The organism is Aliihoeflea sp. PC F10.4 (assembly GCF_054612275.1).
Map to the genome: position 1 here is coordinate 1,006,776 of NZ_JBTSWH010000001.1, position 15,841 is coordinate 1,022,616.

The window sequence follows — 15,841 nt, forward strand, 5'->3', positions numbered from 1 at the left end:
CTGAACAAGGAGTTCGACCATGCGGCTCGCTTTTGCAGTCCTGATACCGGCAATGCTCACGATCCAGATCGCGCAAGCAGAGGAGACCGAAATGAACGCCAACCATCCCTATGCCGGCCTTTGGGTCACCGAGGACGGTCATATTCGCCACGAATTGTTGCCGAACGGCCGTTACGTCGAGGCGCGGGGAACGCGCGAGCGTGCCTATGAGGGCCGTTACGAAGTGACCGGCACGCATATCGAATACTGGGACGATACCGGATTCACCGCAGATGGTGATTTCATCGACGACGTGTTGCATCACGCCGGTATGATCCTTTATCGCCAGTGACGGCATGATCGGGCCGTAGCCTGTCGTATGATTGGCTTCAAATGGACGGTGCGCCTGATGCATTTTGCCGGCGCACCGTCCATTTGCGCCGGACATGCTCTAAAGTGGCGGTGCCGCTTCGATGCAGGCGACGTCGCAGGAAAGGTTCAGGCTCTGGTATTCTCGCACATTCGCAAGTCGGTCGGGCTCTTGACCGGATCTGCACGCGGGCCATCGCGCCCACGCCTGTCCATCGACGCCGAAGGTGCCGTTCTTTACGCGATTGGTGACGTCCACGGTTGCTATGACGAATTGCGCCGCCTGGAAGACAAGATCATCGCAGACGCCGCAATCCTCGAATTCGATCCGGTCATCGTCATGCTGGGTGACTATGTGGACCGCGGTCCGCGCTCGGCCGATGTTCTCGATCATCTGGTCGCCCCGCCGCCGCAAGGCTTCGAGCGTGTCTGCCTCGCCGGCAATCACGAAGCGGCAATGCTGGACTTTCTCGATGGACGGCTTTCGTTCGACTTCTGGCTGCAAATGGGCGGGCTACAGACTCTTTTGTCATATGGTCTCGACCCGCATCAGCTTCAGGGCGTTCAGATCGGCCAAGGCGAACTGGAGAAAATGCTGCGCGAGTCGATTCCGCGCGAACACGTCGCGTTCCTGCGCTCGCTGCCGGGGATGGTCTATACGAGCAGCCATATCTTCGTGCATGCCGGGATACGCCCCGGCGTCGACCTTCGGCGTCAGACCGATGCGGATCTGATGACGATCCGTTCAGGATTTCTCGACCGTTCGAACGAGCTGAAACATTGGGTCGTACATGGACATACGCCCGTGCGTTCCCCGGCACTCGAAGGCCGCCGGATCGGTATCGATACCGAAGCCTATCGAACCGGCCGTCTGACGGCGCTGCGCATCATCGGCAAAAAGGGTCGGCTGTTCGTCTCATGAGCGTTGCTCGGTTTTGGAGCCGTCCGCGCCGTCGAGATAGTAGGACGCATATCGGTCGAGGAATTTTTCCGAGCTGCCGATCGCCCCATAGCGCGCGAGCTTCTTCAAATTGACCTTGTTGAGCACGAGGCCGAGCATCTTGGATGCCACCTCGGGCTCGGCTTCTAGCTGCGAGCGCACCAGAGCGCGGGGCGTGCGGCCCCACTCGGCGACGACGACGAAGCCGTCGGCAAGAGGCGCGAACGCCTTGGAATCGACCACTGGCCCAAGTGGGGGAAGATCGACGATAATGTAGTCGAACGCGCCGCGTGCCTCATCGAGGAGCTTACGCATGCCGCTTGATGCCAGGAGTTCTCCGGTATGCGACAGGCGCCTGCGCAAGATGGCCGGGATCACGGACAGATGACTTTGCCGGTCGACCTTGACGAGAGACTGCCATGGCTGACCGTTCACGACGGCTTCCACGAGTCCGGCTTCCGCGCGAATGCCGAAATTGCGCGTCAGGCCCGGATTGCGCAGATCGCCGTCGATAAGCAAGGTTCGTGCACCGTCGGCTGATAAAAGGCCTGCCAGATTGGCCGCGACGGTCGATTTTCCTTCATCGGGAAGTGCCGACACGACACCGATCACCTTGCCGCCGCTTCGCTGGAGTACGACGTCGCTCGCGATCTTGATGTTGCGCAACGTCTCGGCAAAGGGCGAGGAGGGGGCAGTAATCGCCGCGCGCATCAGATTGCGCCGCTCGTTAGAACCGGGAAGGAAACTTGGGTCGTCCTTCTCCTTTCCGGCAGCCGATTTGCGAGACCGGGGAGCGCCGAGCAAGGGCAGATAACCCAGAAACCGCGCGCCGAGCCGGTTGCGCACATCCTCGCCGGTGCGGAAGAAGCGTTCGTTGAACTCGTTGAGAACGCCCAGTCCGCCACCCATCATGAGGCCGAGAACGAGCGACAGGCCAAGAACCGTTATGGTGCGCGGCTCGGACGCCTGTCGGGGCGGCTCCGCTTGTGTGAGGATACGGGCTTTGGCGATGGGGAACGAGCTTTGCTGCGCGACCTCCTCATAGCGGGCGAGGAAGGTCTGATAGAGCGAACTGAGCGCATTCGCCTGCTGCTCCAACTCGCGCAGGCGCACTTGTGACTGCTGCGCCTCGGAATTTTGTCCGGTCGCCTGCTCGATGCTTTCGCGCAGGGCCGTCTCGCGCGACTGGGCAATCTCGAATTCGTTGCGGAACGTCTGGGTGAGCTGGCGGATTTCCGCGAGGATACGATCCTCCAGTCCCGCTTTTTCCCGCCGTAGCGCGACAGCTTGCGGGTGATCTTCGCCGAAATTCTCCGAGATTTCGCGCTCGCGGCGCGTGATCTCGACATAGCGTGGACGCAAGGTCGTCAGGATCGAATCCGGCGTCAATTGCTCGTCGGAGACGATGAGGTTCTCGGCAGCCGCAGTGGTGCCGCCCTGAAGGATTTCATTATATTGGCGATATCGGGCCGACGCTCGCGCCGTGTCGGCCTGGGCCAGGATTAGCTGGCTGTTCAGGTCCACAAGACGCTGCCCGGACATCAACTCGCCGCGCATTTCGGAAAGGTTGTTCTGTGCCCGGTATTCTTCCACGGCAAGTGCGGCCGTCTGTGAGTTCTGCTGCAATTCGGCCAGACGCTCCTGCAACCAGACAGATGCCTGTTCCGTCGCGTCGAACGTGGCTTCGAGCTGGTCGGCGAGATAGGCATCGGCATAGGCAGCGGAGATGTCGGCGGCCAGTTGGCGATCATGGGACGAAAAGCCGATGGTCAGCACATAGCTGCGCCCCATGCGCTGCGCGATCACGTTCCCCTGCAACATTCCCGCAGCCTGGCGCTTGCGCCCGGCGACTTCGTTGGCGATGCGGGTTTCCTCGCTGACATCCTCCTGCGGGGCGGATGGCGGCGTCGAGCGCAGGAAGCCGACGACCCCTCGTGCCTGCCCGATGATCCGCGACAGGAGAGAGGAGGGCGGGGACATGAAGTTTTCGTTCTGGTCGAGCCGCAGCTTTTCGGCCACGACGGAGGCGAGCCGCGCGGAGCGGATGATCTCGATCTGGCTCAGGATCGCTGCGTCCGACTGAAGGCTGACTGTCAGCGGAGACACTTCTTCAAGCGACTGGCCAAGGCCGTCATCGATCAGCACGCGCGCGTTTGCGGTGTAGGTCGGCGGCGTCGTCTGAAGATAGATGACGCCGAGGCCGAGGCCGATCAACGCACAGATCGCCACCACCTTGAGCTGGCGCATCGCCACGCCGAGCAGGCGGTCGAGATCGATGAAGTCCGTGCCCTCTTTGGCAGGCTCGACTTGCGAAATCACTCGCGAACTGCCGAACGAAAAGCCCTGATTCATTCCATTGTCCCATTCAGGCATCGATGCGAGCCGATCCGGCCCGCACGACGCCTCATCATTTCATGCAAGCACCGTGCCGTTTCGAAATGGCAGCGGTGTGTCATTCGGCAGCCGTCAGCTGTTTCGGTTCCTGAAGAAGATCGCGGATGGCATCGATAACGCCGTCGCGAATGTCAGGCCGCGAGAGCGCGAAGGCGACATTGGCCTGTATGAAGCCCTCCTTGGAGCCACAATCATACATGCGCCCGGCGAAACGGCGCGCGAAGAACGGGCTGGTTCTGGCAAGCCGCAGCATGGAATCGGTCAACTGGATTTCGTTTCCGGCACCGCGTTCCTGCGTCGCCAAAAGGTCGAAAATCTTCGGTTGAAGAATGTAGCGGCCGTTGATGTAGAGGTTGGAAGGGGCGTCCTTCGGAGCCGGCTTCTCGACCATGCCCGTCACTTCGAAGCCCTTGCCCCGCTGCGCGCCCTTGCCGACGATACCGTATTTGTCAGTTTCCAGCGGATCGCATTCTTCCACGGCGATGACGTTGCCGCCCGTCTCGCGATAGAGGTCCATGATCTCGGCGAGACAGCCGCGCGCTCCGAAGGAAACCATGTCGGGCAGGAGCAGTGCGAACGGCTCGTCGCCGATGATGTCGCGGGCACACCAGACGGCATGGCCAAGGCCAAGCGCTTCCTGCTGGCGCGTGAAGCTGACTGATCCGGCTTTCGGCAGCGTCGTTTCGAGCGCTGCGATCTGCTTCGTTTTGCCGGCCTTTTCGAGTGTCGCGAGAAGTTCCGGCGTTTGGTCGAAATGGTCCTCGATCGCGCCCTTGTTGCGCCCGGTGACGAAGACGATGTGCTCGACGCCGGCCTCGATCGCCTCGTCCACCGCATATTGCACGACCGGCCGGTCCACGACCGTCAGCATTTCCTTCGGCATGGCCTTGGTCGCCGGCAGGAAGCGTGTTCCAAGCCCGGCAACGGGAATGACGGCTTTTCTTACTTTCTTCATCGCTTGTTTCCTCTTCGGATCAGGACGGTGTGGATCAGTGTCAACGTGAGCGCGCGATGGCAGACGGTGCGCGGCCAGCCTCTTGGGAGGACGGGTTTCCGTATTGGCGCAGTTCGCGCGAGCCGAGCAGTCCGCCCGCTACGCCCGCATGCATGATGCCGCGCAAGATCCCTCTGTTGCGCCCGGCCGGGCTTGCTGCCATCGCGATGGCGGAGGCGAAAGAATAGGCAATCTTTGCAGATACGAGCGCCAGTTCACGAAGACGGCCGAGAATGGCGGTATCCTGCGCCAAAAGGCGTCCATGTGTCTGGCCCATGCGGAATCGGCGTCGGGCGAGCCAACGCAGATTTGCGCGGCTATCGGGCACCGCTTCCTCGACCCAAGCGCGAGATGCAAAGGCGATATACCCGCCAGACTCATGGATGTCGGCAAAGAATTCCGTGTCCTCGCCGCCCGTCTGGCCACGTTCCAGATTGAAGCGCCGGCCGGCGACATGCGGCGATCTTGAGTCCATCAACACATTGCAGGTGTAGCCGGTGCGGATTTCACCATTGACCCAGACGGGAAAGGTCGAATGAAAATCCGCTGCACGCATCCAGTTGGGCGCGCTGTCTTCGTACACGGCCCTGACGGGACCCAGAACCGCATCGGCGCCCGAGGTTTCCGCTTCGCGGACAAGTTCGAAAAGCCAATCGGTCGTTGCTTCCTCGTCGTCATCGATGAAGGCGACGAAATCGGCGTCGCTCGTGTCGAGGCAGGCATTGCGGGCAATCGAAATGTTGCGGGCCGGCGCATGGACATAAATAATCGGCAGCGGCGAAGTTTCGCTTATGCCCTCTACCAACGTCCGTGCGCTTTCGGTCTCGTCATTGTCTGCAACAACGATTCTCGTGGCATATCCGGCCGGTAGGCGCATCTTACCCAGCGAGCGCAACGTTGCGGCAAGCTGTGGCCGTTGAAACGTGCACACGCAGATGTCGATGGTCTTGTTTGTCATCCGGGTCATGACGTAATTCGTCTCACGGCGTGGCCTGCGATGAGTTCGCGCCAGAAGCCGGCAGACCACGCCAGATGCATGACCATGATGGACACGCCCATCAGGGCGAGTTGCGGCGTGCGTTCGCGAAGCGCGGTCGCAAGGCCGTACGCAAGGCATATGCCGGCCCATGCAGCGATCGGAACGAGCGCGATCCAATGGATGAAGGTGAAGGCGGAGAAAAGCGCAGCAGGGAAAACCAGCAAAGGTGCCAACTGGCGCGCTCCCGGCACGACCCGGTGCTTGAGCACATTGCGCGCCCGGCCCCGACCATAGGCGAAATACTGCCTGAAGAGGCTCGTCCACGTCACGCGCGGATAATAGGTCATGCGCGTTGCGCCGGTCAGCCAGATGCGAAACCCCGCCGCACGCAAGCGGTGATCAAGTTCCGCGTCCTCGTTGTGGCTGAAGGTTTCATCGTATCCGCCAACGGCACGAAACGCCGATATGCGCATCAAGGCGTGGTGGCCGTGATCGATCCATTGGCCCTGCGCGGCATGGCGATGTTTCGAGCCGCCCGTGCCCAGACGCGAATTTTGCGCGGCGGCATTGGCGCGCTGTACGGTGCCGTCACCGCTCGTCTCCATCGAGACGACGACAGAGTCAGCGTCGACCGCGTCGGCGTCCTCGATCAGCCGGTCGCAGAAGTCGGGTGGATAGCCGCCATGCGCATCGATACGGATCAGATATTCTGCGCCGTTCGCGAAGCGCTCGACGGCGAGATTGATCGCGGCGCTTTGCAGACGCTTTGGATTTTCCAGAAGAACGACGCGCTCGTCATCGGCGGCGGCCGAAGCGGCGATGGATCGCGTTTCGTCCGTGCTGCCGCCATCGGCTACCACGACCAGCGCATCGAGCCGAACCGCGACAGGGAGCAGCCATGACAGGAGCGGCCCGATATGCTGCTCCTCGTTGAGGCACGGTATGACGATCAAGACGCGCGGTGAGGGACCCGTCATGCGGCCGCCCTCGCGATGGAACGAGTTGAGGGGACGCCACAAAGCGCCGCGAGATCCGCGACAAGCGCGACGCATTCATCCGCATCGCAGGTCCATGTCGCCGTGTCGACGGCTTCGACGGCGGCTTCGAGCATCCCGAATTCGGCCTGATCCATCGTGCCGAACTTTGCGACGAGTTCGTCGATCGTTGGAGCCTGGAGCGTCAGGCCGATTTGGTGTCGTCCAAGGAAATTGGCGATCTCCGTATCGGCCATCGCGATCGGCACAGCGCCGAAACGGCAGCCCTCATAGAGCCGGTTGGGCAAAAGCCATTTTGAATTCAGGCCATCTTCGAAAAAATCGATCACCCAGGAAAAATGAACGTCGCGATAGATGGATTCGAGGTCCTGCGGATTGCGATAGGGACCCTCGAAGGAAAGATGAGGCTCCGATTCAACGAATCCGTGAAAGTCTTTGAATTCGCTCAAGGCCGGCTTGCCACGCAACACAACCTTGAAGGCCCCGTCCATTCGCCGCGTAAAATCGGCGAAAAGCTGGAGCGAGCGGCTGCATCTGAGTGCGCCGAACCAGCCGATGCGCCAGGGTGGTCCGGCGGGGCGCGCCACTTTACCGATCCGGTGGTCCAGCGGTTCGGGCGAGAAAAACTTGTTCTCGACGAGTTTGACCGGAGCGGAGACCTGCTTGAAACGCTCGAAATAATTGGCTGAAAAGGCTGGCGAACTGGTAACGAGCGCCTTCACGTCGCGGCCTAGACGCCGCTCGGCACCGCGCATGGCCGCGCCGATGGCGTCGTCGCGCAATAGCAGGCGGTGTATGTCGAGAGATTCATAGATGACAGGCACCTGACCATCGCCGAAAAGTGCCTTGGCGCGCGCGGCAAGAGCCAGCATCTCGAGATTGCGGGCGATGATGAAGTCCGGGCGCGCGACGGTGCGGAGGCTTCGGGTAAGACCGGCTGCCGCATTTGCAACCGCGGCCAGCCGCTGTGCGAACCGGCCGTCGCTGGTCGTGCCCAGATTTATTGCGCGCGTTTCGCCGAAATGCGGCACGATTTCTGTTCGGCAAAATCCGGCAAGCGTGACCTCCGCTTCACCCGCCCTTAACATCGTCACCCGCCGGCTTACGGCAGGGTCGGCAAGGTCATGGACGAAATACAGGATATGGATCATGCGATATCCGAAACCTGTTGGTCGGAGAAAAGGCTACGTCGTATTCTGCTGCATCGCAACAAATTTGGTGCGGTGCATCTTACATGCGATGAAGGCTCCGAATGGAATTTGTGTGACCTTGTAAATCAACTGTTCTTCCAGCCCGACATATTCAGAAAGACACAATTCCGGCTTGTATCGCCGATAGGCGAAGGGTTAGCTTTATATTGCGGCGCAGCGAGGCGGAATTTCAGCCGCGTCGATTTGATCGGGTTCGTTATTTGCCACCCGATCCCGTACTTCGAAGCCGGAGATGGAAGCGGATGAATGTGATCGCGGTCGGCACGGTGCCGGAGACGGGGCGTCCCTATCTGCGCGTACACATAGCCGCCATAACCGTTTTCGTGGCGCTTGCCGCATTGATCCTCAACCCGATCTTCGGATCGATGGCCGCGCTCCTGTTCCTGATGGCGGGTGCCTTGCTCATCGTCAGCCAGCCGGAACGAAGCGTGACGGCGGTGGTGCGGCATTGGTACGTGTTCATCCTGCCCGCCTTTTGCATGCTATCGATGCTTTGGTCGCAATTTTCCGGGCTTTCCCTGCGCTATGGTATCCAGCTTGCCCTAACGGTGACGATTGCGGTCGTCATTGCCAGCAGGGTTCCGCCGCTGATGTTCGTACGCTGCCTTTATGGCATCTACTGGATCGGCATCGCGGGCAGTCTCCTGTTCGGGCGCGTGCGCGACGATATCGGCGCGATGATCGGCATTTTCGGCAGCAAGAACGCATTTGCTGCCGTTGTGGCGGGGTTCCTCATCACGTCGATCGCGATTTTTCTGGATCGCACGGCGTCACGCACCATGCGCGCTTCTGCGTTGGCCGGCGTGGCGATCTCGATGCCGCTCTTCCTCTGGGCGCAGTCGGCCGGCTGGATGCTCTACGCCCTGCCGGGCGCGATTGTCACGGTTGCGCTCGTCCTCAGCCGTCACATGAGCCCGATGCAGAAGTTTCTTGCCGGCAGCGTCGTCGTCTGCGCTATCCTTTTCGCCGCTCTGGGCGTCGCCGGCTATGGCGATATCATGCTGGAAAACCTTCTCGAATTCACCGAGAAGGACGCCACGTTGACGGGGCGTACCGATCTTTGGGAATATGGACTTCACGTGATCGCCGAACGCCCGCTGCTTGGCCTTGGCTATCAGGCGTTTTGGGTACAGGGCTACGAGCCTGCCGAGATGTTGTGGGCGATGTTCGGCATCGAAACCCGAGCGGGCTTCAACTTTCACAACACCTACATCTCGAACGCTGTCGAGATCGGTCTGATCGGCCTCACTATCCAGCTTGCGCTGCTTTATGGCGCGCTTTTCAAGACGATCGGATGGGCGCTGCGTAAACCGAGCCCCGAAAGCGCATTCTTTGCCGGTTTCGTGACGACGATCATCGCATCGAGTTTCGGTGAGGTTTCGGTGTATTTCCAGTTCAGCGTCACGTCCGTGATCGCGATCTGCGCGCTTGTCTATGCGGTGCGGTCCAAATGGCCGGAAAACGTCAGCGGCGCGCGACAGCCGTTGCGATGACGTCCATCAGGCGGTCGATCTGCCAGTTGCGGTCGATCTGCGGGCGTTCCGCGTATCGCAGCGCTTCTTTCGAGAGCGCGTCGTAGCGCTCGCGCTTATTCCAAAGTTCGCGAAGCGCGACCACCCATTCTTCAACCCCGGCATTCGGATCGATCAGGATGCCACCCGGACCGACCGCTTCTGTAAGCCCGCCGACGCGCGCTGCGATGACCGGGATGCCGCTATAATGCGCCTCGGACGCGATGCGCCCCCATGTTTCCTCCCATCGGCTGGGGACAAGGACAACCCGCGCCCGGCCATAATGCGCACGCATATCGCCTGTTCGCGGGTGGAGCGTGACATTTCCCAGCGCGGCGGCCGTTTTGTTCAGTTCCCGGTTCTGCTCATCAGAAAGGGTCCAGCTTTCCACGAAATCGAACGGGATATCGGGACAGTTGCGCGCAAGTTCCAGCGCGAGGTCGACGCCCTTCAGCGGATGCGGATTGACGAAAAGGACACTCTCGCGCGTCGTTGAAACGGTGTAGCGATCCGGCTGGAAAAGCGGGTTGATGACCGATGCCTCGATGCCGTAGGCCTCACGATACCGGTCGGCGGTGAACTGTGAATTTGCCAGGAAAACGGCATCCTTGAACGCAGCCATGTCCTCGCCGTGATCGTCGAACTCCACATTATGCAGATAGATGATGAGCGGCACGTCCGCTTCGCGAAACGCTTTCGCAAGCCGCAATATCTGGCCCGATTGCACGACTGCGACATCGGGGCGGTCCGTCCGCGCCATGTCGCCGACGCCTTCCCATGCGAACCAGCCGCGATAGACCGGATACGACTGGGAGGTGTCGGAGATTGCCTTGCGGCCTGTCAGCTTCATCGCCACGCGATTTCGAAAGCCGATCCAGCCGTCGCGGGTCAGCCCGGCGAGGACGCTGACCTCATGGCCGCGTTCGCGCAGCTCGAGCGCCATCTCATGGGTGTTGGACTGGCTGCCCCCTGCAATCTGCGGCAGATAGGGGTGGGCGCTGGCAAAAGCGATCTTCACAACGCGCCTTGTGCCGTCTGTCCGCCGGCCAGCTTTCTGAATGAACGCTGGTGCGCCGGAACGCGCAGACAGGTGCGCGGGAAATGAAGCCAGAAACCGGGCAGTTCGCGCGTGATGCGGGCCGCCGCGCGCGCGCTGATGGCGGGCTGGTGCCGCAAGTTTCGAAGGCAAAGGAACGTCAGGTGATCGCGCGTTTCCTGCGCTTCCTTCTCGCTAAGCGCGCGTTGCGCGCGCGTCATGTCGAAGGCGCGCAAAAGCTTATCGCGAAACACGAGACCGTCGATCAACCGGTCGGGTGCATGCGGTGAATCCCATGCCAGCGCGTCGCGATAGACCGAAATGCCACGCCCACGCTCACCCATGATCGCGGTCGAGTAGGCGACGTTCTCGCAGCGGCCGGCAAGCGTGATCCAGAAAAGCTGGTCCTCGCCGGTGCGGCGAAGGCTGGTGTCGAAGCGCACCTCGCTGTGCGGTGCGAAGCGGTAGACGACGTTCGAGGTGTGCGGAATACAGTGAACGAGAAACTCGTCAAATGCCTCGACGCCTGTAATTGTGCGGGTCTCGGGCGTCAGCCCAACGCTCAGATCATGCCGGCTCGACATATAGTCGAAATAGGAAAACGACGTGACGCCGTCATGCATGGAGTTGGCGAAATAAAGATCGACTCCGTCAACGAGCGCGGCGAGCGCCTCGCGCAGATGTCCCGGATACCACTCGTCGTCCGAATCCAGAAACGCGACGAAATCCGTCTCGGCCGGATCGAGATGATCGAGGCCGGTGTTGCGCGCTCCGCCAGGGCCGCCATTCGGGCGATCCAGCATGACGAGGCTAAAGGGGGAGGGGAATGCGATATCGCGCAGTTCTTCCTGTGCGGGCAGCGGCGATTCATCGTCGGTCACGACGATCTTCACGGCCACGCCATCCGGCAGGTCCTGAGCGAACACCGATTTGATTGCCTTTTTCAGGATTCCCGGCTCGCGCTGATAGAAGGGAATGACGACGGCGACCGTGACGCTCATGCGCTGCGCTCCATCTTTTGGCGGCGCGCATGAACGAACGCGTCCACCGCCTCTTTCGCGCGCGTGCAGACATCATCGATACGTGCATCGCTGCTCAATTGCGGTTCGTAGCTGCTGATGCGCTTCAGATGTCGCGCGGCGAGCGCGGTCAGAACCTTGTCCGCCGGCTTTGCAAGAGCGCTCGTGCCGTAGCGCCTCGCGCGGCCCTCGTAAAAACGCTGTCCCTTGGTCGCGCTGATATAAAGTTCGAAGAGGCTCGTCGGTTGAAGCGGATGATGTGCGAGATCGATATCGAGAGATTCCGACCAATCGGCCCACTTTCCCGCATTTTCAGAATGAATGGGGCGCACCGCGAGCCACGGCGTGCGGAGCGCGTCGGCGACGATCGCACCATGCATGGCTTCGGTGATCAGCATCTTCGCGCCACGGATTTCAGCTAAGATCTTTTCCACGTCGTCGCGCGGATCGATCAGCCGAATGCCGGCGGCATCGCACGCCTCGGGCCAGTGGCCGCGCGAGAAGCTGTGGTAATGCGGCATGAAAGCGACGCCGATGTCTTCGCGCGGTTGTGGCATGTCGAGCGTGCGCAGGAGGATCGCGCTGTCACAGATACCTTTTTCGGGCGGTAGTTCGAGTTTTGCGGCCGTGCGCGGACCGCGCACGAAAATCAAGTCCCACGACCCGTCGTGGACGTCGGGCGGGTTCGCGTAGCCGCCATAGCCGGAGCCGAATACGTATTTGCGCGGTTCCTTCGGATATTGCTCCCAAAGAATGGAGCCGATGCCGAGAAACAGTTCGTTCTCGTCTTCGTCGAGAAAGCCGGCCGGCAGGAGACGCGGCCACATATAGGTGTTCAGCTCATCGCCGAAATTGGGGACGCTTCCCCTGTAATATGTCAGCTTCATCGGGTGGCGCTCTCGGGTCGCTGCAAGGTTCGCTCGCGTACGAATTGATCGACGCACGTCATGGCGCGCTCGGCCGCGTTGGCTATCGCGTCGTCGCGGCTCAATTGTGGTTCGCGCGTGGCGATCTTTTGTAGCCGGGAGGCAGCGAGATGCGTCAGGGCGCGGTTTGCGGGCCTGGCCAACGCGCTTTTGCTCATGCGCCCCGCGCGGCCCGTCATTTCGCCGCGTCCCTTGGTCCAAACCGTGTAGACCTCTAGCGCGCTCGACGGCAGCATTTGATGGTGCCGCAAGTCGATATCGAGCGATTCCGCCCAATCGCTCCATTTGTGATGATGAACCGCGTTGAGCGGCTGGACCGCGACCCAGGGCGTTCGCAACGCGTCGGCAACGATCGCGCCGTGCATGGCCTCGGTGATCAGCATTTTCGTGCCGCGTATCTGCGCCAGTATCTTTTCCACGTCGTCACGCGGATCGATCAGCGGAATGCCGGCGAGGCGGCAGGCTTCCTGCCAATGCCCGCGTTCCAGGCTCTCGTAGTGGGGCATGAAGGCGACGTCGATTTCTGGAGCGGGTTCCGGCGTCTCCATCCCGTGGAGGAGGACGGCAGCGTCGGAGATCGATTTTTCGGGTGGCAAGCCCAGCTCGGCCGCCGTGCGAGGTCCGCGTACGAAAATGACATCCCACGAACCGTCATGAATGTCGGGAAGCGGGGTATAGCGGGCGTAACCGGAGCCGAGCACGTATTTGCGCGGCTCCTTGGGGTGGTAGTCGAGCAGGATCGATCCGATGCCGAGGAAGAGTTCGCTTTCGTCATCGTCGAGGAAGTCGGCGGGTAGGAGCCGCTGCCACATATAGCTGTTGAGTTCGTCGCCGAAATTCGACGGATCGGACTGGAAGTAGGTCAGCTTCATGCCGAAACCGCTCCTCTTTTCAGGACAAGATCGCGTATCTGGAAAATCCGCCGGCGATCGAGAAGGGCGAGCGTGGCGCAATAAAGAAGCGCCCCGGTCCCGACCTGTGCGCCAAGTCGCAGCCATGCCGGCTCGAACGCCATCTCCATCTTCACGAAGAGAACGCCGACCAGCATCACCAGGCAACTGAGAGTGGGCGCAAGAAACGGCTTCAGATAAGCCCATGCGCCGATCTTCAGGATGCGCAGCACCATCCAGACGGCGGCCGGCCACATCACGAATGTCTGGACGGCCATGGCGAAAACGAGAACCGAGACGCCGTAGGAATAGAAGGTCAGGATGATGAGCGCCGTCACCGTCTGCTTCGTAACCAGATAGTAGAACCACCAGTTCGCATGGCCCTGGCTGTTGATCAGCGATGCCTGAAGGATGCCGATGCAGCTCAGCATGCCGATGACGCAAAAGGCGCGGATTGCCGGCACGGCTTCCAGCCACTGGTCGCCGAAGACGACCGGTACGAGGTCGCCCGCGATCGCGCCAAGCCCGACGAAGACTGGGAAGGAGAGGGCCGAGGACGCGAAGGTGGCGAAAAGGAATGCTTCCTTCAGCTTTTCCTCCTCGCTCTGGAGCGAGGCCAGCAGCGTATAGGAGACCGCGTTGAGCGCTCCGGCGATCAAATCGTTCAGGATCTGGAAGATGCGCCAGGCGAAGCTGAAGATACCGAGCGCTGCCGCGCCGAGCAGCGAACCGATCAGGATACGGTCCAGATTGATGAGATTGATGATCCGGTGGCCGGAGGCGAATATGCCGTAACGGGCGAGTTCACGCAGGGCCGAGCCGCTGAAGCGCAGGCCCGGTCGCCATTCGACCGACAACAATGTGCCGACGCATATGGCGACGGAGGAAGCGAGCTGCGACAGCGCGAGCGCCCACAAACCGTAGCCCATGGCCAGCAAGATCAGACAGACGCCGGCGGACACGAGCGAGGCGATGAGCGTGCGCATCGCCATCTTGTTGAACGCCATCGCGCGTGACAACAAAGCGTGCGGAACCACCGTTGCAAGGTCGAACAGCACGCGCAGGCCGATTACCGGCAGGAGAAGGGCAAGCATGCCTTCGCCAAGCCAGCGCGAGAGCGATGGCGCTGCCAGCACGAGCACGCCATAAATGACGAGCGCGACGGCAAGGCATAGCCAGAAAACCGAATCCAGATGCCGCCGGCCGATATCCTTGCGCTGGATGAGTGCGTGCCCGAATCCGGCCGGTGCGATCGCGCTTGAAAACATCGCGATGCTCGTGGCAAGCGCGACGATACCAAATTCGGCTGGAGTCAGGATACGTGAGGAGATGACGAAGACGCCGGCGGCGACGGCGGCCGGCCCGAAGCCGCTCAAAGCGGACCAGAAGATGCCGTGGACGGCCGCACGCGTGCGGCCGCTGCTCAAATGAGCGTAGGCTGTCTTGTCTTCGCTACGGGCCGTTTCGCCTCGCTCCACCAAAATCGTGCGGTCTCCAGATATAGACGGGTCAGGCCTGAATCGCGCCGGTCATTCCAGATCGCACGCGATCGATTCAGGAAAATGGCAGTCTTCGCCAAGCTCGGTGAAAGCCACCCAGTCGACGGTCATCTCCACGCGACCGGGGTTCTCGAACGGGCCCATCCAGTCGGTGAGCGTGTCGCTACCCCAAAGGCTGAAGAAGATTTTCTGCGGGTGGCTCGGCAACGTGTCGGCACCGGTCGCCTCATGGACGAGTTCGCCGTCGACATACCAGCGGATGCGATCCTCTTCCCATATGAAGGCATAGTCGACGAAATCGTCTTCGGTGCCGCCCGGCACCGCGATCTCCGTTCCATGGCGCGGCGCTCCGGCGACATAAGTGTTGAGGCTGACCTGCGAGGTGTCGCGCGTCAGCACCTCGAAATCGATCTCGTCATGCGGCTGATTGTCGGCCGGCCCGATATAGGTGAAGAAGGCTGCATTCAATCCGCTGCCTGCGCCGGTGCGCATCCTTGCCTCGTAGATGCCCCGGCCGAAGCGCTGATGGGTCTGGACTTCGGCGCAGGAATAGTCCCGATCCTTGTAAGGCCGGTCCTCGAAAGCGAGCGTCAATTCGCCGTCAGCGAGCTTGAGCTGACGGCTGGACCAGGTGCAGTTCTGCCATTCGCCATTTGCCCATCCGTCGGAAACGTACCAGCGCGCCCTGTCGAACCGGTCGAAACCATCGAAGAAGGATTTCGAACCTTCGGACTGAGCCGCAGCGACGTCTATCGCCGCGCTTGAAATTGCCAATGCAGCGGCTACCGGAAACATGCGGGCCGCAAGGATCATACGTGTCAGCACTGCAAAGCGCTCCTACGAAACATGTTCGTTCCGGTCGTCCGGTATTGGGCCGGATTACCGATGGATTCCTCCCTGAGCGGATGTCGCCTTAAACGATCTACATTCGATGCTGCAACGCAATAACGTTGACACCTTATGCATGAGCAAGCAACCCAAATGGCTCACCTTGCATCTCACGTAAAATTACGGATCGTCGGCAAAAGTGCCGTCGTAACGGATACTTACGGTTGCATTTACTCGTCTTCGCCACAATTCATACGGATTGCCATGTCTG

The 15,841-nt window shown here is 61.0% G+C and carries 14 protein-coding genes; 3 read left to right on the plus strand and 11 right to left on the minus strand.

Going from position 1 to position 15,841, the window contains the following annotated elements; genetic code table 11:
- Positions 1-19: 19 nt before the first annotated feature.
- Positions 20-331 carry an Atu4866 domain-containing protein gene (locus ACX82Z_RS05045; RefSeq protein ID WP_459586915.1) on the plus strand — a complete coding sequence of 104 codons (312 nt, stop codon included), beginning with the start codon at positions 20-22 and terminating at the stop codon, positions 329-331.
- 189 nt (positions 332-520) lie between these two features.
- Positions 521-1,270, plus strand: coding sequence for a metallophosphoesterase family protein (locus ACX82Z_RS05050; RefSeq protein WP_459586917.1), 750 nt, complete (start codon positions 521-523; stop codon positions 1,268-1,270).
- On the opposite strand, the gene ACX82Z_RS05055 is transcribed toward ACX82Z_RS05050, so the two are convergent.
- The 5 genes from ACX82Z_RS05055 to ACX82Z_RS05075 form a co-directional block, all read right to left on the minus strand.
- The gene (locus tag ACX82Z_RS05055; protein ID WP_459586919.1) at positions 1,265-3,640 is read right to left on the minus strand and encodes a polysaccharide biosynthesis tyrosine autokinase; all 2,376 of its coding nucleotides are present in this window, start codon (positions 3,638-3,640) and stop codon (positions 1,265-1,267) included. The genes ACX82Z_RS05050 and ACX82Z_RS05055 overlap by 6 nt on opposite strands.
- Before the next feature lie 100 nt (positions 3,641-3,740).
- Positions 3,741-4,637: a UTP--glucose-1-phosphate uridylyltransferase GalU gene (gene galU / locus ACX82Z_RS05060; RefSeq protein WP_459586921.1), complete on the minus strand. Its 897-nt coding sequence runs from the start codon at positions 4,635-4,637 to the stop codon at positions 3,741-3,743.
- Between the two features lie 40 nt (positions 4,638-4,677).
- Positions 4,678-5,643 carry a glycosyltransferase gene (locus ACX82Z_RS05065; protein ID WP_459586923.1) on the minus strand — a complete coding sequence of 322 codons (966 nt, stop codon included), beginning with the start codon at positions 5,641-5,643 and terminating at the stop codon, positions 4,678-4,680.
- Positions 5,640-6,632, minus strand: a complete 993-nt coding sequence (locus ACX82Z_RS05070) for a glycosyltransferase family 2 protein (protein ID WP_459586925.1) — start codon at positions 6,630-6,632, stop codon at positions 5,640-5,642. The genes ACX82Z_RS05065 and ACX82Z_RS05070 overlap by 4 nt, the downstream gene beginning before the upstream one ends.
- On the minus strand, positions 6,629-7,801 hold the full coding sequence (locus ACX82Z_RS05075) for a glycosyl transferase family 1 (RefSeq protein ID WP_459586926.1): 1,173 nt from the start codon (positions 7,799-7,801) through the stop codon (positions 6,629-6,631). Before ACX82Z_RS05075 ends, ACX82Z_RS05070 begins: the two co-directional genes overlap by 4 nt.
- 302 nt (positions 7,802-8,103) lie before the next feature.
- Here ACX82Z_RS05075 and ACX82Z_RS05080 point away from each other — a divergent pair, with 302 nt between their 5' ends.
- On the plus strand, positions 8,104-9,354 hold the full coding sequence (locus ACX82Z_RS05080) for an O-antigen ligase family protein (protein ID WP_459586927.1): 1,251 nt from the start codon (positions 8,104-8,106) through the stop codon (positions 9,352-9,354).
- On the opposite strand, the gene ACX82Z_RS05085 is transcribed toward ACX82Z_RS05080, so the two are convergent.
- The 6 genes from ACX82Z_RS05085 to exoK form a co-directional block, all read right to left on the minus strand.
- Complete coding sequence (locus tag ACX82Z_RS05085; protein ID WP_459586930.1) at positions 9,326-10,390, minus strand: glycosyltransferase; 1,065 nt, start codon at positions 10,388-10,390, stop codon at positions 9,326-9,328. The two genes, ACX82Z_RS05080 and ACX82Z_RS05085, sit on opposite strands and share 29 nt — an antisense overlap.
- On the minus strand, positions 10,387-11,409 hold the full coding sequence (locus ACX82Z_RS05090) for a glycosyltransferase family 2 protein (RefSeq protein WP_459586932.1): 1,023 nt from the start codon (positions 11,407-11,409) through the stop codon (positions 10,387-10,389). The genes ACX82Z_RS05085 and ACX82Z_RS05090 overlap by 4 nt, the downstream gene beginning before the upstream one ends.
- Positions 11,406-12,314 carry a polysaccharide pyruvyl transferase family protein gene (locus ACX82Z_RS05095; protein WP_459586934.1) on the minus strand — a complete coding sequence of 303 codons (909 nt, stop codon included), beginning with the start codon at positions 12,312-12,314 and terminating at the stop codon, positions 11,406-11,408. The genes ACX82Z_RS05090 and ACX82Z_RS05095 overlap by 4 nt, the downstream gene beginning before the upstream one ends.
- Positions 12,311-13,225: a polysaccharide pyruvyl transferase family protein gene (locus ACX82Z_RS05100; RefSeq protein ID WP_459586935.1), complete on the minus strand. Its 915-nt coding sequence runs from the start codon at positions 13,223-13,225 to the stop codon at positions 12,311-12,313. Before ACX82Z_RS05100 ends, ACX82Z_RS05095 begins: the two co-directional genes overlap by 4 nt.
- Positions 13,222-14,670 carry a lipopolysaccharide biosynthesis protein gene (locus ACX82Z_RS05105; RefSeq protein ID WP_459586936.1) on the minus strand — a complete coding sequence of 483 codons (1,449 nt, stop codon included), beginning with the start codon at positions 14,668-14,670 and terminating at the stop codon, positions 13,222-13,224. The genes ACX82Z_RS05100 and ACX82Z_RS05105 overlap by 4 nt, the downstream gene beginning before the upstream one ends.
- A 102-nt stretch (positions 14,671-14,772) precedes the next feature.
- Entirely contained in the window at positions 14,773-15,567 is a 795-nt protein-coding gene (exoK, locus tag ACX82Z_RS05110; protein ID WP_459586938.1) for an endo-1,3-1,4-beta-glycanase ExoK, read from the minus strand.
- Positions 15,568-15,841 lie beyond the last annotated feature (274 nt).

Excerpts from the sequence above, each read along its gene's own strand:
- ACX82Z_RS05045 (WP_459586915.1), top strand. The coding sequence starts at position 20 with ATGCGGCTCGCTTTTGCAGTCCTGATACCGGCAATGCTCACGATCCAG.
- ACX82Z_RS05055 (WP_459586919.1), bottom strand. The coding sequence starts at position 3,640 with ATGAATCAGGGCTTTTCGTTCGGCAGTTCGCGAGTGATTTCGCAAGTC.
- galU (WP_459586921.1), bottom strand. The coding sequence starts at position 4,637 with ATGAAGAAAGTAAGAAAAGCCGTCATTCCCGTTGCCGGGCTTGGAACA.
- ACX82Z_RS05065 (WP_459586923.1), bottom strand. The coding sequence starts at position 5,643 with ATGACCCGGATGACAAACAAGACCATCGACATCTGCGTGTGCACGTTT.
- ACX82Z_RS05070 (WP_459586925.1), bottom strand. The coding sequence starts at position 6,632 with ATGACGGGTCCCTCACCGCGCGTCTTGATCGTCATACCGTGCCTCAAC.
- ACX82Z_RS05075 (WP_459586926.1), bottom strand. The coding sequence starts at position 7,801 with ATGATCCATATCCTGTATTTCGTCCATGACCTTGCCGACCCTGCCGTA.
- ACX82Z_RS05080 (WP_459586927.1), top strand. The coding sequence starts at position 8,104 with ATGAATGTGATCGCGGTCGGCACGGTGCCGGAGACGGGGCGTCCCTAT.
- ACX82Z_RS05090 (WP_459586932.1), bottom strand. The coding sequence starts at position 11,409 with ATGAGCGTCACGGTCGCCGTCGTCATTCCCTTCTATCAGCGCGAGCCG.
- ACX82Z_RS05095 (WP_459586934.1), bottom strand. The coding sequence starts at position 12,314 with ATGAAGCTGACATATTACAGGGGAAGCGTCCCCAATTTCGGCGATGAG.
- ACX82Z_RS05100 (WP_459586935.1), bottom strand. The coding sequence starts at position 13,225 with ATGAAGCTGACCTACTTCCAGTCCGATCCGTCGAATTTCGGCGACGAA.